The following is a 19,902-nucleotide window of genomic DNA, read 5'->3' as shown; positions in this document are numbered from 1 at the left end:
ATGAATAATAGTCACCAAATACGTCGCAAGCCTTCAATTCAAGCTATTCATAAAAAGTATCGGTACTATCAAAATGTCCCAGAACGAGGTTTAGTTATTAATGGTAAACCAGCAATGACCCAAATAAATCCAGAAAAAGTGGGTGATTATGTACTGATTACGGTACGTGATCCATTAATTGTCTACGGTGAAGATCCAGCTCTTTATATCGCCAAACAATTAGAAAATTATGAATTAATTGGTCAATCTGGGATGTTCACTAGTTACACAGGCACTTATAACGGCGCGAGGATTACGGTTGTTAGCGGAGGAAGCGGGTCTGCTGAAGTTGAGTTATTACTCTATGATTATATGGAATACAGTAATGCTAGTACTTATATTAGAGTAGGAGGATCTGGAGGGATTGGAGATGAGGTCAAACCAGGAGAATTAGTGATTTCTTCTGGAGTAGTGAGAGAAGAAGGAATGACAAAAGCTTACATTCCTGAAGCCTATCCAGCGGCTTCTCATTATGAAGTGGTACTGTCACTAATTGCGGCAGCAGAAAAAGAGCAGGCCACGTATCATGTCGGAACAACCTTATCAGTTGATAGTGATTTTGTAGGGGGTGGAAGGCCAGGTGTAGGTGGTTATCTTCAACCGTGGAATATTGATATTGCTGAAATTTATAACCGAGCAGGTGTGTTAAATGGTGACAGAGAGTCTGCAGGTATAGTGACACTGGCTAATTTATTTGGTTATCGTGGTGGTTCGATTTGTTCAGTAGCTGATAATTTAGCTACTGGTGAAAAGTTTAAAGAAGGAATAGGACATAATGATGCGATAAAAGTTGCTCTAGAAGCCTGTGCTTACCTACACAAAATGGATACAAATAAACGTCAGAGGCAGTTGAAACATTGGTTTGATAATACATTAAGCGAGGAGAAATAAATGGAATCGTTGACGAATAATATGAGTAAACAAGTTCATAGTTTACCAGCACTTTATCGAGAACAATACATTGATTTAGAACCCAAAACAAGAAAGTTATTAAGTATACCAGAGATCTTTTCAGTTCAGGAAATCTTGATTACCGGTTGTGGAGATTCTTTTGCAGCAGGGTTAGCAACAAAACATATTTTTGAATTATTAACAGGAATTCCAACTCGAGTTGTTACTGCCATTGAATTGTCGCGATTTTATGAATCTTCTCAATTAGGAACGTCACCAAACAATCCATTAATCTTTTGTATTAGTCATTCAGGTAATGTAGCAAGAATGGAAGAAGCTACGTTAAGAGCTAATAAGTATGGGGCATTAACAATCGGGGTAACAGGAAATTTAGATTCAAAATTAGGGCAGGCTGCTCAAAAAGTATTACACATGGAAATACCAAAATTAAATGATGCCCCAGGTGTTCGAGGTTATGGAGTTACTTTAATGGCTTTATTACTTATGGCGATTCGTATGGGGGAAGTTCGTGGTCGCTACACTATGGATGTCGCGATGTCTTACCGAGAAGATATAGCTATCATTAGTGATAGACTTCAAGAAAATTTATTAGAAATAGACAAACAGATGAAAGAACTTGCAAATGAATGGCAAAACTTTTCAACTTTCGATTTTATTGGTAGTGGTTTTGATTATGCGGCTGCTTGGTATGGTTACGCCAAAATATTAGAAGCAACAGGGGATGCTGCTATGCACATAAACACGGAAGAGTGGCTACATCTTAACTTTTTTGCCAGAAATAATGAAGGGATTGGCACAATTCTGGTAAGCAATGAATCAAACCCTGCTCTTAGTCGAACTAATGAGGTGATTAAGTATATTAAACAATTGAAGCGGCCATTCTTGTTAATCAATGATGAGATAAGAGAAGGTGTTAATACACTTGTTGTACCCAAGGGAGACCATGAGTTTACGGTGATATTAACACAATTTGTACCAATTGCTTTGTTAGCTAGCTATTTATCAGTACTAAAAAAAGAAGAGTATGGTAGGAATTGTGAGGGACCATGGTCATTCAGTCAACAAGGACATGCAGTAACGACAAGTCAGATAATAATAAAGTAAAGGATAGATGAAACATGTTAAAGAAAGTCAGTTTGACGACTCAATTTAATGATGTGGTCAATATTACAGATGAAATAAAAAAAATTGTTAAAGAAAGTGGTATTAAAGAGGGTGTGTGTCATGTGTATAACCCACACTCTACAGCTGGTCTGACATCAACTTCTTTCTGGGATCCAAATGGATGGCTAGATTTACAGGATGAAATATGTCGTCTAATCCCTACACGAATTGACTTTAAACATCAACATGACACACCGCAAGATGCGGCAGCACACATCAAGTCATCACTATTAGGGATTTCGATGTCATTTATTATAGACAGTGGTGAATTACTCGTGGGATCATCTCAGGGCATATTCTTTTTGGAATTTGATGGACCTAGAAATCGACACTATTTTGTAAAAGTAATCGCAGGCTAAGGAGGAGTACGATGAATAAAAGAAAAGTAATTATTGATTGCGATCCTGGAATGGATGACTCAATGGCGATTGTTTTAGGATGTAAATCCGACACATTAAGTATAGAAGGAATTACAACTGTTAACGGTAATTATCCTGTTGAAATGACAACAAAAAATGCTTTGAAAGTATTAGAAATGCTTGATCGACCAGACATTCCAGTAGCAAAAGGTTTAGGAAAACCTATTCTACGTGAATCACCAAAGGATCCATTCTCCCATGGAAAAGACGGTCAAGCAGAGAACAATTTACCAGAACCAACTTTGCGTTTAAACGATTTACATGCAGTTGATTTGATGATTGATACTATTCGAAAAAATCCTGGAGAAATAACGTTGATTTGCCTTGGCCCTTTGAGCAATCTAGCGTTGGCTATGATAAAAGAGCCTGCCATAATTGAAGAGATTCATCAAGTTATTGCCATTTCAGGAGCTTTTGGGCTAAACGAGTACGCTTTCAGAAAAGCAACAGGAGATACTCCTCAAAGTGAATGGAATGTTTATGTGGATCCAGAAGCAGCAGATATTGTCTATAAATCAGGTGCTGACTTTACCGCTATTGGATTAGATATTGCGACTCATTTTGATGTCAATATGACAACTGAACAGATAGAGTTGTTAGAGAAAAGTCCAAATCCAGAGGCTAAGTTTTTATTAAATGCTATTCAATTTGTTAACAAAAGAGGCTATGAAGCTTATACGACGATTATCGATTGCTTAGCTGTAGCTTATGCAATTGATCCAGAGTTGATTGAGACTTTTGAAGGAAAGGTAGGTATTGAGCTAAAGGGAACCTATGCTTTTGCCAATACGGTTCTCGACAGAAGAGATCACCATTCTTGGGAGAGTATGACTAAAATCAATATTGGCTCTCGTGTTAATTATAATCACTTTTTGGAGATGATTATTCAACATGTGATTGCCTAAAAGGAGGAGGAAAATTGCAACCAACAGAAGTCATTTATATTGCTGGACCTGAATGTTTTTATGAGGAAGGCATTCAGATGTTGCAATCAATGAGACGTTTTTCAGAAGCTAAAGGGCATCGAGTAAGCCTGCCTAATGATGATCCCTTAAAAATGGATCACCATGATTTGAGACTAAATGCCCATTCTATTTTTCAAAATTTAAAAAAGGTTATGCTTGAGACAACAACAATTATTGGTGACTTAGATGCTTTTAGAGGTTCTGAGGCAGATAGTGGAACTGTTTATGAGATGGGTATGGCCTATGCAAGAAACCTAAAAATTTATGGGTACACTAGGGACAAGCGAGGGCTAGTTTGGAAAGATCAAAAAATTCAACAAAAGGAAGGGGATATATTAGATGAATGGGGAAACAAGCATCACTATTCTTTTCTACCATACTCTCCATTAGTAGTTGCCTCAACTAAAATTATTGAAGGAAACTACGAAGATTGTATCGCCTCACTTGAAGCCGATGAGCTCTACGGAAATAATATGCCCAAAAATAGGAAATATGTAGAGAGTATCTCAGATAATAAGACAATCTACTTAGCTATTCGAAATCGCTATAGTGAGCTTACTGATATTAAGCTTATTGAAACAATAACTCAATTGAAATCAAAAGGTTATACAGTTTTGTTGCCTTATTTTAGAGAGTATGACTCAAAAGAGTCCATTCAAGAATGGCTATCTGATTTACTTGAAACTAATATGTCCCGAATTAACCAGGCGCAATTAGTTATTGGTGATCTCAATGATTATCGAGGATTTGAATGTTCCAATGATGTAGCGTTTGAGTGTGGTTATGCCTTTCAATCAGGAAAAACACTTTACGGGTATATGGAAGATACCACTCCAATGATTGATAGAATTCCAAATACATTAATTGACGGAAAGTATAAAGACCCAGCAGGAAGAGATGTCGAGAATTTTGATTACCCAATTAATTTGATGTTTGCTTGTTCAATGGACATAGTGGAAGGTCAACTAGAGGATATAGTCAACATTCTATAAAGAAAAGGGGAGAATATATGAAACACACACCTCATATTAATCCAAATGGTGTTAAAGTTGCTCAAGATATATTATTGCCGGGTGATCCACTAAGAGCAAAATTTATTGCAGACACATTTTTATCTGATGTTGTTCAGTTTAATAGTGTCAGAGGAATGTTGGGCTATACAGGAAATTATCAAGGTAGGGAAATATCTGTAATGGGAACGGGTATGGGCGTTCCAAGTATGGCTTTGTATTCTTGGGAATTAATTAATGTATTTGATGTGAAAAGACTGATTAGAGTTGGAACTATTGGTAGTTTACAGGATACAATTTCTTTATATGATGTGATTATCCCTATGGCTACAAGTGTTAATTCAAGTTATACAGAGCAGTTTAATTTGCAGGGAACGTTTTCTCCAACAGCAGATTTTAATCTGATGAATAAGTTGATTCGAGTAGCTGATTCTAAGAACGTAACAAAACATGTAGGTTCTGTTTTGACCTCAGATATTTTTTATGATGTTACAAGTGACGCATTAAAAAATTGGTCAAAAATAGGCATTCTAGGGGTTGAAATGGAAACTGCAGCCCTATTTACTAATGCTAATTATTATGGTGCTCAAGCAGCATCTATTATGACAGTAAGCGATAATATCATCACAGGGGAAAAAGCTTCTACAAATGAACGGGAAGCGACATTCACTGAAATGATAGAAATAGCTTTATTGTCATTACAAGATGACTAAGCGATGAGTTTATAGAGTAACTTATGTAGATTTTTCTAACAACTGCCTTCCAAATAAAAAAATAACCTCATTTTCCCCTTCTCAAAAGACATTCTTATGTTAGACTTTACTCATAAAGATAACTGAATGTGTTTTAGGAAGGGGTTTTTTAATGGAATCATTATTTATGACATTTTTTGCTTATGCGTTTATTGGCTGGCTATGGGAAAGCTTTTATTGTTCTTTGAAGGCCAAACATTTTGTTTATCGAGGGTTTTTACTAGGCCCTTATTGTCCTGTTTACGGGTTTGGTGTGAGTGCGGTGTTGTTACTTGTGCCAGAAAATGCAGGAACTTTGTTGAACTTGTATCTAAATATTGTAGTGATTGTGACGGTCATCGAGTTTTTGACGAGTTGGATATTGGAAAAACTGTTTAATATGAAACTTTGGGATTATACTAATGTGCCTTTCAATATTGAAGGACGTGTAGCTGTGCCTGTGTCACTCTTTTGGGGTGTAGGATGTCTGGTTTTAATTAAGCTGATAAATCCTGTTATTCAAGAGTTATTAAGTGACTTTAGTCAAATGACTAACCATATTGGGCCAATTATTTTATTTGTCCTGTTTATGTTAGATTGTTTATCAACGTTTGTCTTTACTCTAACAACGAAAAAAGAAGTGGAAGCTATTGTAGATACGACTGATACTGAAAATGCGGCGCTTAAAGAGTATCGTTTGAAGAACTTATTTATTAATAACAAATCATCTGAAGGACGAGAAAAAGTGCTTGAGTGGCTCGGAAATAGACCTAAAAAATTACATCATCGTCATTTAAATCGATTATTAAGTAACTACCCAAATCTACGTTTTAAGAAGAAATAAAGAGAATCAAAGGAAGGCAAACATCAAGAGTGAAAGACTCATGATGTTGCCTTCTTTTTTTGTAAAAAATGTATGAGTCGAATTAAATCAAAATGATAATCAGTTTGTTATCTTGAAAGACTAAGGAGAAAGAGCTATGATAAATGTTAAATAACAGATGTTAGGAGTTTTGGAATGAAGGAGTATCAACAGGTTGGTTTGTTGTACAAGTCCCATAAACAATATGGTCGTAGAATTATTCTACTATCACTTGGTTTGATGGTATTGGGAGGAATTTTACTAGGCACAGATGTGAGGCATTTTAATCCAGGATTGATTTTTTTAGGATCAATGGCGGTTGTTTTGGTGTATGTATTTATAGCTCGTCAAACAAGTGCTAATTACGATGATGTGTATCGTTTTTTAAGAAAGAATAAAAAAGAGCTACTTCAACAAAAAGAGTTAGTCTTTTTTATAGATAATCAATTGTCTAAGAGCTTTAAAGGAGATAAAAAGGCATTAAAGCAAGCTTTAAAGGATAAAGAAAATCAAGAGAAAATGATAAGGAAAATCGAAGACATTCATTTTTTATTTGACTCTCTCTCTGAAGAGCCAGTACCTCAAAAAGAACTTAAGAAAAAGAAACGACGTAAGGGAGGTAGTACTAAATGACCTTCAAAAAAACCGTAGCTGGTGTGATTTTTTCATTCTTTATGGTAGGAACTGTAGCAACAAGTGCCTATGAATCAGGATATCAAGAAATCTACAATCAGCAAGAAGAACAAGAAAAACTAGTTAACACAGCTTTACAATCAGAATTTATTTCTGTTCAGGATAAAAAGCAACTTGAAGATAATCTCAGTAGTTTTGAAAAGGCAGAGAAAAATGAAAATAAGCAAGCTTTAAATAAGCGACTCACAGCTCAAAAGAATGAGTTTGAAGTCGTTGAAGAACGATTAGTTGTAGAAGAAAAAAAGACTGCTAAAGAAGAATATAAGGCTTTAACAAAAGACATCAAAGCTTTAGAAATAAAAAGTAAAGAAGCGTTTGTCAGATTAGAAGATGAGGAAGAAGTTGAGTCGTTAAAAGAAGAAATCGCTCAATTATCTTCAGTTGAAGAAGTGAAACCAGTTAGAGATATTGCAGTGACACTACCAGAATTATCTAAAGAACTAGCTAATAATCAGGCAGAGACAATTCAAGTTGTTGATGAGTTGAAAAAAGAATCAAAAGAAGTAGAAGCTTTAGCTGCTAATCAGTATGTACTAGCAGATGATAAAAAAGCATTAGAGGATAATATCAAAGCAAGTAGTAGCTTCTTTAAAGATGCCGATAATTTTGAAAAACTACAGAGTCATCGAAAAGAGTTTAAGTTAGTTGTTGAAGAAGTTAAACAAAGAATCAAGGAAACAGAAACAGATTTTAAACAGTTTGGACCTAAAACAAATGAACTAGTAAAAAAAGTAGATGGCTTACTAGCTAAGGAATCTCTAACAGCTGATGAAAAAGCAGCTCTAACAAAAGAAGCTAAGAAAGTAAAAGCTGCTCTAGAGAAAAAAGGGTATCAACCTGGTGATTTAAAACAACTGAATGAGCAGTTGAGTCAAACGTATCAACAATATGAAAAAGTAAGTCAAGAGCGTCTTGAAGAAGCGAGAAAAAAAGCCGAAGCAGCCGCTAAGAAGCAACAACAAGAAGAAGCTCGTCTTCAACAAGAGGCACAAGCAGCTTCTAGTCAACAAGCTAGTAATCAAAGTGGTGTGACAGATAGTAGTGGTTGGACTCATGCGCCAGCTGGGTCTAAATATTTATCTAAAAGTGGTAAAACATATAATCAGGTTAAAAATCCTGGTAACTTCACCTTGATTACAGAAGCCGAAGCAGCAAACTACTCGCCTGGTCACGGCAATGGTTCAGCAAAACAGTAACTTATAGAGGTTGACTCAAATGTTGACCTCTATTCTTTTTTTCTAATTCCTCCAGTTGCTTAGAGAAAAATGTTTTTTGCCTACGTCTATATAGAAGAGAAAAGAAGTCTTAAGGAGTAAAAAGTGATACAATAAGGAGTAACTTTTGGAAGAAGGACATGAGAAAAGGTGTGGCTAATGAGATTAGTAATAGATGGAGATGGTTCTCCTGTCAAAAATGAAGTGATAGAGTTGGGGCGAGAGTTTTCATTACCTGTTGTGATCGTAACAAGTATTGATCACTTCACTCATAAGGAGTACCCAGATTTTATTCAGTTTATTTACGTGGATAAAGGCAATGATGGAGCAGACTACCGAATTGTTAAGGAAATTAAAGTAGGAGACTTTATTGTCACTCAGGATTACGGCTTAGCGTCTCTTTTATTGAGCAAACCAGTCAGGGTATTTCATCATAATGGGAAAGAGTACTTAAAAGAAACAATTGATGGTTTACTTACGCAGCGTTATATAGGTGCGCAAATGAGAAAAGCTGGGAAAAGAACAAAAGGCCCAAAAGCTTTTACAAAAGAAGATCGATTAGCATTTAAAGAAATCATTAGAAAAGAAATTGAAAAAGGAGTGAGCCGATGAATCATAATGATCGACTGACAAGATTGAGATATGCACTAGATATAAAAGACACGGATATGGTGGAGTTATTTCGTTTAGGTGGCGTGAGTGTCACTAAAGAGGAATACTTAGAAATGCTTAAAAAAGTAGATGAAGACAACTATGAGCGAGAGTTAGAAGATGAAGAGCTTGACCGTTTCTTAAATGGAATGATTATCTCTCAGCGTGGTGAGAGAAAAGGAGATACACCTATTTTTGAGTTAAGACAAGGGAATGCTAACAATATCTTACTAAAAAAAGTAAAAATAGCTTTATCCTTAACAACAGATGACATGTTAAAAATCTGGTCAGATGAAGGTGTCAATGTCTCAAAAAGTGAATTAAGTGCCTTCTTAAGAAAAGAAGGGCACAAGAATTATAAAACTTGTGGCGATAATTTTACTCGTCGCTTCTTGAAAGGATTAATTCAAGAGTATCGTTAAAGGAGGAGAAAACATGGGTGTTTATGACTTTGAAATGGCTCGGATTGATGGCACTGTGGAACCTTTAAGTAAGTATGAAAATCAAGTAATGTTGATAGTGAACACTGCTAGTAAGTGTGGATTTACGAAACAGTTTGAGGGATTAGAAATGCTATATCAGACTTATTCAGATCAAGGATTTGTTGTATTAGGCTTTCCGTGTAGCCAATTTTTAAACCAAGAGTACAAGGACGATGAAGAAATCGTAAGTTTTTGTCAGAAAAACTATGGCGTGAGTTTTCCGATGTTTTCAAAGATAAATGTGCGAGGTAAATACAAAGCTCCTTTGTACGAGTATTTGATTGAACAAACATCAGGTAAAATGATTCAATGGAATTTCACTAAGTTTTTAGTGAATAGACAAGGTGAAATAGTTGCTCGCTTTCAACCAAAAGTAACACCAGAAGAAATTGAATCAGCTATCAAAGATATTTTATAAGACTAGATAAACAAAAAGGAGAGATCTTTCTAAGAAGATTTCTCCTTTTTGTTGTCTAAAATCTCTCATCTGCAAACACAAACTTGTTTTTATTTTCAAATAAGGTATATTTATAAGTCGTTTTGATTGAAAACGAAAATTAGTTTTTGATTAGAAAGTGAAAGATTAAACTAATAATCAAAACACGAACATTGTATTAGCAAGGTTTATAGCCTATATAAATTAAGTTAATAGTGTCATAAAAATAAACAATTTGTTTCCGCTTACATTTTAGCATACATTAGTGGTGTAAGAGAAATAAAAAAAGAGGTGAGGGGCAATGATAACGATTTCTGTTGCGGGAGGTTCGCGAACTGAAATCTTACATCTTGTGAAAAAGGTCAACGAAGAGTACCCAGAGAATGTGAGATTTAAAGTGTTCGACACAACTGAAAATATTGCAACAGATAGTATGTGGGATTACGTTCACTGTGAGAGTGAACTTGAAATGGCTCAAAAAGCAGTTGAATTAGTTGCATCAGGTGAAGCTCAAATTTTACTAAAAGGCATTATTCCGACTCATACTATTTTAAAAGAATTACTGAATAAAAAACATGATTTAAAAACTCGAAAGGTATTATCACATGCAGCACTGATTAATATCCCGAAAAAGAACAGAGCATTTATTTTAACTGATTCAGCAATGAATATTGCGCCAACAACTGAAACAATGATCGAAATTGTTGAGAATGTGAAACAAGTAGCTAAAAAAACAGGGATTGACAAACCAAAAATTGCACTACTCAGCTCAGCTGAAAGTTTCAATCCAAAAATGCCATCATCTGTGTTAGCAACAGAAGTGACTGAGCATTTTAAAGAAACAGAAGATGCAGTGATTTACGGTCCAATTTCATTTGACTTAGCCACATCAAAAGAGTCAGCAGAACATAAAAACTTCCAAGGACCAATTGTTGGAGATGCAGATGTGTTAGTCGTACCAACAATTGACACAGGAAATACGTTGTACAAAGCGTTAACTATTTTTGGAGATGCGACAGCAGGCGGTATTATCGTCGGTACAAAAGTGCCAGTAGTGTTAACGTCTCGCAGTGATTCAACGGAAAGTAAGTTTGATTCCTTGAAATTTGCGATGCAACAATTATAAGGAGGCAATCTATGGAAGCAATATTAGTCATTAACCCAGGTTCAACATCAACAAAAACAGCTATTTTTGCAGATCATCAATTGATTGCAGAAGAAACAATCAGACACTCAGTTGAAGAGATTTCACAATTCAAAGGAGTTATCGATCAAACAGATTTTCGTTACAAAATTATTTATAACTTTGTTGAAAACGAAGGTTTAATCAATGATTTAGTAGCTGTTGTTGGACGAGGTGGTCTATTAAAACCAATTCCTGGTGGAACTTACCGAGTTGGTGAAGAGATGTTAGAAGATCTAAGAACTGAAAAATACAATACTCATGCTTCAAACCTTGGTGGTATCTTAGCCAATGAATTTTCGAAGCAATTAAATATTCCTGCTTTCATTGTTGACCCAGTGGTAGTAGATGAATTAGAACCTTTAGCTCGTATCTCAGGCTTAAAAGGAATTGAAAGAAGAAGTGTAGGTCACGCTCTTAATCAGAAAGCTGTTGCTAGAAAAGCAGCTGATGAATTAGGTAAGACTTACGAAACCTGTTCAATCATTGTAGCTCACTTAGGTGGTGGTATCAGTGTTGGTGCTCATAAAGAGGGCAAGATGGTTGATGTTATTAACGGATTAGACGGTGAAGGACCTTACACACCAGAAAGAAGCGGTTCTCTACCTTTAATTGATTTTGCTAACTTAGTTATCGAAGAAAAAATGGAATTAGGTGATGTCAAAAAGTTAATTGCTGGGAATGCTGGTATGAAGTCTTACTTAGGTGAGACAGATTTACGCGAAGTTGAAAAGCGTATGAATGCTGGAGACAAAGAAGCTAAGTACTACTTAGATGGTATGAACTATCAAGTAGCCAAAAGTATTGGCGAGTTAGCTGTTGTGTTGCAAGGAAAAGTAGATGCTATTTGTTTAACAGGTGGCGCAATTTACTCTTCTTACAACGTAGGAAAAATCAGTGAGCTTGTTGACTGGATCGCACCAGTTAAACCATATCCAGGAGAAATGGAAATGGAAGCGCTATACGACGGAGCATATCGTGTATTAAAAGGTGAAGAAACTGCCTTAGAGTATGCGTAAAGTAAAGATTTCAAAGTAGGAGAGATGTAAGATGGCAGAACAAACAGATTTACTTATTTTAGGTGGCGGTACTGGTGGATATGTTGCAGCAATTCGTGCAGCTCAAGCTGGCTTAAGCGTTACTATTGTAGAAAAAAACAAATTAGGTGGAACATGTTTACATAGAGGTTGTATTCCAACTAAAGCCTTATTAAGAAGTGCTGAAGTATTTGACACAATCAATAAAGCATCAGAATTTGGAATCGAATCAACAAGTGAACATGTCGTTAACTTTAAAAAGATTCAAGAGCGTAAACAATCAATCATTGACCAACTTCACGGTGGTGTTCAAGGATTATGTAAGAAAAACAAAATTAAAGTCCTTGAAGGTGAAGGCGCTATCTTAGGCCCATCAATTTTCTCACCAGTTTCAGGTGCAGTGGCAGTGACTTTCAATGATAAATCAAAAGAAGAAGAAATCATCGTTCCTAAAAACGTGATTATCGCAACAGGTTCAACACCAAGAACATTACCTAACTTACCATTAGATGAGAAAGATATTCTATCATCGGACGGCATGTTAGAGCTTGAAGAATTACCAAAATCAATCGTAATCGTTGGTGGAGGAGTTATCGGTGTTGAGTGGGCGTCATTATTAAACAGTTTAGGCGTTGACGTAACAATCGTTGAATTCTTAGACAGATTATTAATCAATGAAAGCTCAACTATTTCTCGTCAATTGAAGAAAAGCTTAGAAGCTAAAGGGATCAAGATCTTATTAAGCTCTAAAGTAGAGTCAGCTAAAGTTGGCAAAGGTCAAGTTGAAGTTGCTATTGAAGGAAAAGATACTTTAACAGTTGATAAAGTAATGGTAGCCATTGGACGTTCACCAAAAGTTGAAGGTTTAGGCTTACAAAATACATCAGTGAAATACAACGAACGTGGTATCGAAGTAAATGAATTCTACCAAACAACTGAAGGTCATATCTATGCTATTGGTGACTGTATTCCAACGATGCAATTAGCTCACGTAGCTATGAAAGAAGGAGAATTAGCTGTTGATCACTTATTAGGTGAAACCATTGAACCACTTAACTACACAAACGTACCTCGTGGTGTCTATACTAACCCAGAAGTAGCTAGTGTTGGTTATGTAAAAGATAATGTACCAGAAGGTAAAAAAGTTAAAATTGGAACATTCAATTTTGCTGGAAATGGTAAATCATTAGTATACGGCGCTAAAGAAGGTTTTGTGGAAGTGATTCGTGATGTTGAAACAGACGATTTATTAGGTGTTTCTATCATCGGACCACATGCAACAGATTTGATTGCTGAGTCAAGTACTGCTATGTACTTAGATGCCTCACCACTTGAGATTGGGGAAGCAATTCACCCACATCCAACATTAACAGAAGTGATTCAAGAAGCAGCATTAGACACTTATGGCAAAGCCATTCATAAATAATAGAAAGGTTGATAAATATGAAAACGTTAAAGAAATCAGGTTTAAGTAAAGAAGAGATTATCCAAGCTTACCGTGAGGTACTAAGAGGTCGTCGTTTAGACGAACGTCTATGGCAATTAACTCGTATTGGTAAAACATCTTTCAATATTTCAGGACAAGGTGCTGAAGTAGCACAAGTAGCTATGGCTATGGCTTTTGAACACGAAAAAGATTATTTCTTACCATACTACCGTGACATGACAGCATGTCTTGTATGGGGAATGACATCAAAAGATATCCTTTTAGGTTCATTTGGTAAAGAAGATGACCCATCATCACATGGTCGTATGATGCCTAACCACTATGGTTCAAAAGAACATAACATTGTGGCATTCTCATCAACTGTAAGTACACAAATGGTTTTAGCAACTGGTGTAGCTTACTCAGCTCAATTAGAAAAATCAGATTTTGTTACGTTAACAACAACTGGTGAAGGATCTGCCAACCAAGGTGAAGTACAAGAAGCAATGAACTTTGCAGGTGTTAAAAAATTACCATTAATCTTCGTTATTGAGAACAATGAATACGCTATCTCAGTACCAATTGAAGAACAATATGCTGGTGAAAACATGAGTTCACGTGCAGTTGGTTACGGATTTGAAGGCGTTACAGTTGATGGAAACGACTTTACTGAAGTTTACTTAACTTTCAAAAAAGCAGTAGAAGATGCTCGTAAAGGTTTAGGACCTAAATTAATCGAACTTAAAGTATCTCGTTTAACATCTCACTCTGCTGATGATGATCATAACGTATATCGTTCTAAAGAAGAAATCGAAGAAATGAAAAAACATGATCCACTAGATGAAATGCAAAAACAATTAATCGCTGAAAAATATTTAACTCAAGAAGAGTTAGACAAAATGGACGAAGAAGTTCGTGATGAAATCAATAAAGCGACAGACGAAGCAGAAGCAATGCCAGATCCAGTAGCATCATCATTATTAGACGAAGTTTACGCGAAATAATTAAGACGATATAAGAGAGGATTGAAATAAAATGGCTGAAATGACATATTTAGAAGCAATTAACTTAGGGATTTCTGAGGAAATGGCTCGTGATGAGAAAGTAGTTATCTTTGGAGAAGACGTTGGTGGAGAAAAAGGTGGCGTTTTCGGTGTTACCAAAGGTTTAGCAGCAAAATTTGGAGATGACAGATGTTTTAACACTCCTTTAACAGAAGGATTAATCGGTGGATTAGCAGTTGGTTTAGGTGTTCGTGGATACCGTGCGATTGGTGAATTCCAATTTGCTGACTACATTTTACCAGCAACTAACCAAATTCTTTCAGAAGCTCGTACAATGCGCTACCGTACTAAAGGTGACTGGACTGCTCCTATCGTTTACCGTACGCCTTATGGTGGTGGTGTTCGTGGTGGTTTATACCACTCTCAATCAACTGAAAAATTATTCTGTGGACAACCAGGTTTACGCGTTGTAACACCATCAAATCCATATGATGCTAAAGGTATGATTAAAGCAGCTATTAGATCTGATGACCCAGTTATCTTCTATGAGCATAAACGCTTATACCGTCTATTAAAAGATGAAGTTCCAACTGAAGATTATGTAGTAGATATTACAAAAGCTAACGTTGTTCGCGAAGGTAGCGACATCACAGTTATTGGTTATGGAATGGTCTTACAACATGCCATTAATGCAGCAGAAAAATTAGCTGGAGAAGGTATTGATGCTGAAGTAGTTGACGTTCGTTCTTTATACCCATTAGATAGAGAAACATTAGTAAACGCAGCGAAGAAAACAGGTAAAGTTTTATTAATTTCTGAAGATAACAAAGAAGGAACAGTTATTAGTGAAATCGCAGCAATGATCGCTGAAGATGCTTTATTTGACTTAGATGCACCGATCCAACGTTTAGCTGGACCAGATGCTCCAAGTATGGGATATGCTTTATCACTTGAAAGAGAATTCTTAGTAAATGAAGATCAAGTATTAGAAGCAATGAGAGAATTAGCAGAGTTTTAAAAAAGTTTTAGGAGGAAGTCAATTATGGCAATCAAAGAAGTATTACTACCTCATTTAGGGGAAAGTGTAACAGAAGCATCAGTTGTAGGTTGGTTAGTACAACCTGGAGATAAAGTAAAAAGATACCAACCACTTATGGAAGTGGTTTCTGATAAAGTAACAACAGAAGTTCCTTCAGATTTTGAAGGTGTTGTAAAAGAAATCTTTGTAGAGTTAGATACAGATTACCCAATTGGTACACTTTTAATGACTCTTGAAGTTGAAGGCGCTGAAGAAGCACCTGTAGCAGAAGTTGTTGCAGAAGCACCAAAAGCAGAAGCAACTGCACCTGCTCCAGTAGTAGAAGCACCAAAAGTGGCTCCAGTAAAACCTGCTGGAAAAGCAGCAGGACGTTTCTCTCCAGCAGTTCTTAAACTAGCTCAAGAAAAAGGAATTGACTTAGCAGAAGTAGTAGGGACTGGTAAAGAAGGTCGTATTACAAGAAAAGACATCTTGAACTTTGTTCCTGGAACTACTCCAGTAGTAGCAGTAGAAGAAGTTGTAGTTGAAGCTCCAGTAGCAGCACCAACACCAGCTGCAGCAGTAGCGCCAAAAGCAGCACCAGCTCCAGTAGCAGCAGGAGCAAATGACACTGTCGTTCCAGCTGATGGCGTGCGTAAAGCAATCGCTAAGAAAATGGTTCAAAGTGTTAATGAAATCCCACACGCATGGATCATGGTTGAAGCAGATGTGACAAACATTGTTAACCTACGTAACAGCGTGAAAAATGACTTCAAGAAACAAGAAGGTATCTCTTTAAGTTTCTTCCCATTCTTTGCTAAAGCAGTTATTCAAGCAATGAAGAAAAATCCAAAAATCAACACATCTTGGCAAGATGGTAACATCATCTACCATAACGATATTAACTTATCAATCGCTGTAACAACTGATGAAAACTTGTTTGTTCCAGTTATTAAAAATGCTGATAACTTATCATTAGCAGGCTTAACAAAAGAAATTAACCGTTTAGCAACAGATGTACGTAACGGATCATTATCAAATGCTGATATGCAAGGTGGTACATTTACATTAAACAATACTGGAAGCATTGGTTCAGTGACTTCTATGGGTATTATCAACCATCCTCAAGCAGCAATCTTACAAGTTGAATCAATCAACAAACGTATTGTTCCAACTCAAGATGGCGGATTTAAAACAGCAGACATGGTTAACTTATGTCTATCAATTGACCACCGTATCTTAGATGGTCAACAAGCAGGTAAATTCTTGAAAGACGTAAAAGAAAACTTAGCTCGTTTCTCAAGTGAATCAGATATCTACTAATCATTAGATCAACAAACTGACTAGTCATGACATACTTAAGAGGCATAACATTTATGCCTCTTGGGATAGTCATGAAATAAATTGGTACAGTGTCTAGTGAATGTTTTCTCAAAGTTAAAGTCATATGAAAAAGTGAAAGAAGGAATTAGCCATGACTCAAGTAGAACAGGCCCCAAAAATGACGCCAAAAATTTTCTTCAACAAATTGTTAGCCGGTACAGCACAAGGTACAATCGTTGCTTTGATTCCAAATGCGGTTTTAGGAGCGATTTTAAAGTACTTCAACCATATTGAAATTATTCAAAAAATTATTGATGCAGCTCTTATTTTCCAAGTTGGTACAGCCTTAATCATTGGTGGTTTAATCGCAAAACAATTTGACTTAACGCCACCAAAAATCATGATCGTTGGTGGCGCGGCTTTTGCAGGTTCTGGCGTTATCAAATTCAACCCAGAAATCAAAGCCTTTGTTGCAGCAGGTACAGGTGACATTATCAATATCATGTTAACAGCCGCAGTAGCAGTCCTGATGATGATGTGGTTAGGTAATAAATTTGGTTCCACAGAAATAATAGCGCTACCAATTGTAGTAGGTATCGGTGCTGGATTAATCGGTATGCTAACATATCCATATGTGACTCAAATCACTGCACTAATTGGTAAATTAATCAATACATTTACAGATTTCCAACCAGTGATTGCAAGTATTTTAATTGCTTGTTCATTCGCAGCATTGATTATTTCTCCAATTACAACAGTAGCAATCGGTATGGCAATTCAATTAAATGGTGTGTCAGCAGGGGCTGCGGCTATGGGGATTGCAGCAACAACAATCGTTTTAGTCATCAACTCTTGGAAAGTTAACGAATCAGGAGTAACATTAGCAGTTGCTTTAGGTGGTATGAAAATGATGATGCCTAACCTATTTAAGTACCCAGTAATCTTGATTCCATGTTTAGTAACAGCCGCAGTTTCAGCCATTCCAGTAGCGATGTTCAACATTTCAGGAACACCAAACTCAGCAGGATTTGGTTTAGTAGGTTTAGTAGGACCACTTGCTTCATTAGATGCAGGGTTAAACTTCTTCTTATTAGTTATTTGTTGGTTTGTTGTACCAATCGCAATGGGATTAGTTTCAAAAATGTTATTTGAAAAAACGTTAAAACTTTATGATAGTAACGTAGTCTTTAAATACCAAGGATAATAAAAAAACATCGAGATTATTAATTGTTCTTAATAATCTCGATGAAATCTTTAATATCTTTTGTGACATGATAGTCTTTTCGAAGAGCGATCCCAATTGGGAAGTAATCATATTTATCAATTAAAGGGATCCATTTGACTTGATCACTTTTACCGACTTCTTTGTATTCAATTGGTAGAATACTAATTGATTCATTTTTATTCACACTATGAAGCAACACTTGTAAATCATCATTTCTTAGAACTATGTTTGGTTGGTAACCATAATCAGTTGCACGGTCTACAAGTAGACGACCCAACATAAAATTAGTCGTTAATGTAGAGAATCGCTGACCTTCTAAGTCTTTAAAAGTAAGTTCTTTCTTTTTAGAAAGTGGGTTTTTCTCAGGCACAACTACGTAGACATGATATCCTCTTGTTGAGGTACCAAGTGCTTCCATAGAAATGGTTTCAGGGTAAAGGTTTGGAAATGAAATGAGGCCAATATCTAATTCACCTTGATTGAGTAGTCCTTGTAGAAAAGGTGAGCCATCTTGTTTAATGACTAAGTCTACATGAGGGTGAGTGGCTAAGTATTGGGAAATCTCTTGCATAAACTGTACTGAAAAGAGTGTTGTAATGCCAAGTTTGATTTTTTTCTTTTTCTCAGAAGAGTTTTTATTCATGTTATGAATGTCTGTAATTAATTGATCGAACTGATCAACAATATGCTGACCTTCTTCAAACAGATAAACACCAGAATTGGTTAGCTGAAATGGTGTGTCGGTGTGAGTAAAAAGAGATGTACCTAACTCGCTTTCCATTTTTTTTAAAGCGAGAGAAAGAGTTGGTTGAGTCACGAATAAATTTCGTGCTGCAGCGGATAAATTCTTTGTATTTGCAATTTCAATAAAATATTTTAGTTGTTGAATATTCATCAAATCACCTTGTCCATTCGTATTATCTAACGATTGTTATCTAATTATTTTTAATAACTTCTAAACTCTATTATAGCATATAAACAAAGGGTTTTTAAGGTTTTGGCAGTGTTTTATTTTGCTTTATTTTGTTTTTAATTAAAATACTTTTGATAAAAAAATTAGGAGAGTGACTTATATGAAAATTATTATTGCAGGCGCAGGAGCAATGGGAAGTCGTTTTGGTTTAATGTTACATCAAGCAGGAAATGAAGTTGTGTTAATCGATGGTTGGCAAGAACATATTGACCTTATAAAAGAACATGGGTTAAGAGCAAACTTCAATGGTGAAGAAATTGCTGAAAAAATTGTGATCTATCATCAAAATGAGTTAGAAACTTTGAATTTTTCTGCTGATTTAGTGATTTTATTTACAAAAGCAATGCAATTAGACGCGATGATGCAGTCTATAAAAAGCATGGTTGGTGATCAAACTAAAGTTCTGTGTCTACTTAATGGAATAGGACATGAAGATGTGATTAAACAATATGTACCATTAAGTAACATTTTATTAGGAAACACCATGTGGACGGCTGGACTAGAAGGACCAGGAAAAGCCAAATTATTTGGTAATGGAACAATTGATCTACAAAATCTTGGAACAGAAGGTAAATCTTCAGCTAATGAAGTCATCGAAGTCTTGAATGAAGCGAAATTAAATGCAAGATACTCAGATAATATTTTATCATCAATCTACAAAAAAGCTTGTGTCAACGGAACGATGAATGGCTTATGTACGATTCTTGATTCTAATATGGCCAGTTTTGGTGAAACAAGTGTGGCTGATGCCATTGTTGAATCCATTGTGGCTGAGTTTGCACAAGTTGCAGCTTATGAAAAAGCAGAACTAAATGTGCCAGAAGTATTAGCTCAAATAAAAACATGTTACAATCGTGAAACAATTGGTCTTCATCATCCATCTATGTATCAAGATTTGATTATCAATAATCGTTTAACAGAAATTGATTATATTAACGGAGCTATTGTCAGAAAAGGACGAGAGTACGGGATTGAAACACCTTACTGTCAATTCTTAACTCAATTAGTTCATGGAAAAGAAGAAATTCTAGGAGCAAAATAGCTTTTTTAAGGGCTAATCCCATCAAAGATTAGCTCTTTTTATTATCTAGTTTCTTCACAAAAAATAAAGGTACTTCTTTATGAACATTAAAAA

Annotated in this window: 20 protein-coding genes and 2 pseudogenes; 21 read left to right on the top strand and 1 reads right to left on the bottom strand. The window is 35.8% G+C overall.

The features are described 5' to 3' along the window. The 20 genes and pseudogenes from DOK76_RS03605 (at position 1) to DOK76_RS03515 (ending at position 17,773) form a co-directional block, all read left to right on the top strand. Positions 1-930 carry a nucleoside phosphorylase gene (locus tag DOK76_RS03605; RefSeq protein WP_206965053.1) on the top strand — a complete coding sequence of 310 codons (930 nt, stop codon included), beginning with the start codon at positions 1-3 and terminating at the stop codon, positions 928-930. Further along, on the top strand, positions 931-2,055 hold the full coding sequence (locus tag DOK76_RS03600) for an SIS domain-containing protein (protein WP_206965052.1): 1,125 nt from the start codon (positions 931-933) through the stop codon (positions 2,053-2,055). Positions 2,056-2,069: 14 nt separating this feature from the next. Beyond that, complete coding sequence (locus tag DOK76_RS03595) at positions 2,070-2,474, top strand: secondary thiamine-phosphate synthase enzyme YjbQ (RefSeq protein ID WP_206965051.1); 405 nt, start codon at positions 2,070-2,072, stop codon at positions 2,472-2,474. Between the two features lie 11 nt (positions 2,475-2,485). Then, positions 2,486-3,439 carry a nucleoside hydrolase gene (locus DOK76_RS03590; protein WP_206965050.1) on the top strand — a complete coding sequence of 318 codons (954 nt, stop codon included), beginning with the start codon at positions 2,486-2,488 and terminating at the stop codon, positions 3,437-3,439. 14 nt (positions 3,440-3,453) lie between these two features. Continuing rightward, entirely contained in the window at positions 3,454-4,491 is a 1,038-nt protein-coding gene (locus DOK76_RS03585) for a nucleoside 2-deoxyribosyltransferase (RefSeq protein ID WP_206965049.1), read from the top strand. 17 nt (positions 4,492-4,508) lie between these two features. Further along, positions 4,509-5,222 (top strand): purine-nucleoside phosphorylase, encoded by a 714-nt coding sequence (deoD, locus tag DOK76_RS03580; protein ID WP_206965047.1) that lies wholly within the window; start codon positions 4,509-4,511, stop codon positions 5,220-5,222. 151 nt (positions 5,223-5,373) lie between these two features. Further along, the gene (locus DOK76_RS03575) at positions 5,374-6,084 is read left to right on the top strand and encodes a putative ABC transporter permease (RefSeq protein ID WP_206965045.1); all 711 of its coding nucleotides are present in this window, start codon (positions 5,374-5,376) and stop codon (positions 6,082-6,084) included. A 174-nt stretch (positions 6,085-6,258) separates the two neighbouring features. Continuing rightward, positions 6,259-6,735: a hypothetical protein gene (locus tag DOK76_RS03570; RefSeq protein ID WP_206965043.1), complete on the top strand. Its 477-nt coding sequence runs from the start codon at positions 6,259-6,261 to the stop codon at positions 6,733-6,735. Further along, positions 6,732-7,991, top strand: coding sequence for a hypothetical protein (locus tag DOK76_RS03565; protein ID WP_206965041.1), 1,260 nt, complete (start codon positions 6,732-6,734; stop codon positions 7,989-7,991). The genes DOK76_RS03570 and DOK76_RS03565 overlap by 4 nt, the downstream gene beginning before the upstream one ends. 177 nt (positions 7,992-8,168) lie before the next feature. Beyond that, on the top strand, positions 8,169-8,621 hold the full coding sequence (locus DOK76_RS03560) for a YaiI/YqxD family protein (RefSeq protein ID WP_206965040.1): 453 nt from the start codon (positions 8,169-8,171) through the stop codon (positions 8,619-8,621). After that, positions 8,618-9,082 (top strand): YehS family protein, encoded by a 465-nt coding sequence (locus DOK76_RS03555; RefSeq protein ID WP_206965039.1) that lies wholly within the window; start codon positions 8,618-8,620, stop codon positions 9,080-9,082. Before DOK76_RS03560 ends, DOK76_RS03555 begins: the two co-directional genes overlap by 4 nt. A 13-nt stretch (positions 9,083-9,095) precedes the next feature. Next, complete coding sequence (locus DOK76_RS03550) at positions 9,096-9,560, top strand: glutathione peroxidase (protein ID WP_206965038.1); 465 nt, start codon at positions 9,096-9,098, stop codon at positions 9,558-9,560. 319 nt (positions 9,561-9,879) lie between these two features. Further along, positions 9,880-10,704: a phosphate acyltransferase gene (locus tag DOK76_RS03545; RefSeq protein ID WP_206965037.1), complete on the top strand. Its 825-nt coding sequence runs from the start codon at positions 9,880-9,882 to the stop codon at positions 10,702-10,704. A gap of 11 nt (positions 10,705-10,715) precedes the next feature. Then, complete coding sequence (gene buk / locus DOK76_RS03540) at positions 10,716-11,780, top strand: butyrate kinase (RefSeq protein WP_206965036.1); 1,065 nt, start codon at positions 10,716-10,718, stop codon at positions 11,778-11,780. 31 nt (positions 11,781-11,811) lie between these two features. Beyond that, positions 11,812-13,224: a dihydrolipoyl dehydrogenase gene (gene lpdA / locus DOK76_RS03535; protein ID WP_206965035.1), complete on the top strand. Its 1,413-nt coding sequence runs from the start codon at positions 11,812-11,814 to the stop codon at positions 13,222-13,224. Between the two features lie 17 nt (positions 13,225-13,241). Then, a complete protein-coding gene (locus DOK76_RS03530) occupies positions 13,242-14,228 on the top strand; it encodes a thiamine pyrophosphate-dependent dehydrogenase E1 component subunit alpha (protein ID WP_206965034.1) in 987 nt (328 codons plus the stop codon). A gap of 31 nt (positions 14,229-14,259) precedes the next feature. Continuing rightward, entirely contained in the window at positions 14,260-15,246 is a 987-nt protein-coding gene (locus DOK76_RS03525) for an alpha-ketoacid dehydrogenase subunit beta (protein ID WP_206965032.1), read from the top strand. A gap of 24 nt (positions 15,247-15,270) precedes the next feature. Next, positions 15,271-15,441 (top strand): annotated as a pseudogene (locus DOK76_RS13325) (biotin/lipoyl-containing protein); the annotation flags it as partial. Between the two features lie 183 nt (positions 15,442-15,624). Then, positions 15,625-16,569, top strand: a pseudogene (locus tag DOK76_RS03520) (dihydrolipoamide acetyltransferase family protein); the annotation flags it as partial. A 151-nt stretch (positions 16,570-16,720) separates the two neighbouring features. Next, complete coding sequence (locus DOK76_RS03515) at positions 16,721-17,773, top strand: PTS sugar transporter subunit IIC (RefSeq protein ID WP_206965028.1); 1,053 nt, start codon at positions 16,721-16,723, stop codon at positions 17,771-17,773. Positions 17,774-17,792: 19 nt separating this feature from the next. Here DOK76_RS03515 and DOK76_RS03510 read toward each other — a convergent pair whose 3' ends face one another. Then, positions 17,793-18,689: a LysR family transcriptional regulator gene (locus DOK76_RS03510; RefSeq protein ID WP_206965025.1), complete on the bottom strand. Its 897-nt coding sequence runs from the start codon at positions 18,687-18,689 to the stop codon at positions 17,793-17,795. Between the two features lie 178 nt (positions 18,690-18,867). Here DOK76_RS03510 and DOK76_RS03505 point away from each other — a divergent pair, with 178 nt between their 5' ends. Next, entirely contained in the window at positions 18,868-19,809 is a 942-nt protein-coding gene (locus DOK76_RS03505; protein WP_206965023.1) for a 2-dehydropantoate 2-reductase, read from the top strand. Positions 19,810-19,902: the final 93 nt, after the last annotated feature.

The organism is Candidatus Vagococcus giribetii (assembly GCF_017316185.1).
GTDB classification, from domain to species: domain Bacteria; phylum Bacillota; class Bacilli; order Lactobacillales; family Vagococcaceae; genus Vagococcus; species Vagococcus giribetii.
Note: the sequence above shows the minus strand (reverse complement) of the source record. Positions and strands in the feature narration are given on the sequence as shown.

Coding starts and splice junctions, on each gene's coding strand:
- DOK76_RS03605 (WP_206965053.1), top strand. CDS start 1: ATGAATAATAGTCACCAAATACGTCGCAAGCCTTCAATTCAAGCTATT.
- DOK76_RS03600 (WP_206965052.1), top strand. CDS start 931: ATGGAATCGTTGACGAATAATATGAGTAAACAAGTTCATAGTTTACCA.
- DOK76_RS03595 (WP_206965051.1), top strand. CDS start 2,070: ATGTTAAAGAAAGTCAGTTTGACGACTCAATTTAATGATGTGGTCAAT.
- DOK76_RS03590 (WP_206965050.1), top strand. CDS start 2,486: ATGAATAAAAGAAAAGTAATTATTGATTGCGATCCTGGAATGGATGAC.
- deoD (WP_206965047.1), top strand. CDS start 4,509: ATGAAACACACACCTCATATTAATCCAAATGGTGTTAAAGTTGCTCAA.
- DOK76_RS03575 (WP_206965045.1), top strand. CDS start 5,374: ATGGAATCATTATTTATGACATTTTTTGCTTATGCGTTTATTGGCTGG.
- DOK76_RS03570 (WP_206965043.1), top strand. CDS start 6,259: ATGAAGGAGTATCAACAGGTTGGTTTGTTGTACAAGTCCCATAAACAA.
- DOK76_RS03565 (WP_206965041.1), top strand. CDS start 6,732: ATGACCTTCAAAAAAACCGTAGCTGGTGTGATTTTTTCATTCTTTATG.
- DOK76_RS03560 (WP_206965040.1), top strand. CDS start 8,169: ATGAGATTAGTAATAGATGGAGATGGTTCTCCTGTCAAAAATGAAGTG.
- DOK76_RS03555 (WP_206965039.1), top strand. CDS start 8,618: ATGAATCATAATGATCGACTGACAAGATTGAGATATGCACTAGATATA.
- DOK76_RS03550 (WP_206965038.1), top strand. CDS start 9,096: ATGGGTGTTTATGACTTTGAAATGGCTCGGATTGATGGCACTGTGGAA.
- DOK76_RS03545 (WP_206965037.1), top strand. CDS start 9,880: ATGATAACGATTTCTGTTGCGGGAGGTTCGCGAACTGAAATCTTACAT.
- buk (WP_206965036.1), top strand. CDS start 10,716: ATGGAAGCAATATTAGTCATTAACCCAGGTTCAACATCAACAAAAACA.
- lpdA (WP_206965035.1), top strand. CDS start 11,812: ATGGCAGAACAAACAGATTTACTTATTTTAGGTGGCGGTACTGGTGGA.
- DOK76_RS03530 (WP_206965034.1), top strand. CDS start 13,242: ATGAAAACGTTAAAGAAATCAGGTTTAAGTAAAGAAGAGATTATCCAA.
- DOK76_RS03525 (WP_206965032.1), top strand. CDS start 14,260: ATGGCTGAAATGACATATTTAGAAGCAATTAACTTAGGGATTTCTGAG.
- DOK76_RS03515 (WP_206965028.1), top strand. CDS start 16,721: ATGACTCAAGTAGAACAGGCCCCAAAAATGACGCCAAAAATTTTCTTC.
- DOK76_RS03510 (WP_206965025.1), bottom strand. CDS start 18,689: ATGAATATTCAACAACTAAAATATTTTATTGAAATTGCAAATACAAAG.
- DOK76_RS03505 (WP_206965023.1), top strand. CDS start 18,868: ATGAAAATTATTATTGCAGGCGCAGGAGCAATGGGAAGTCGTTTTGGT.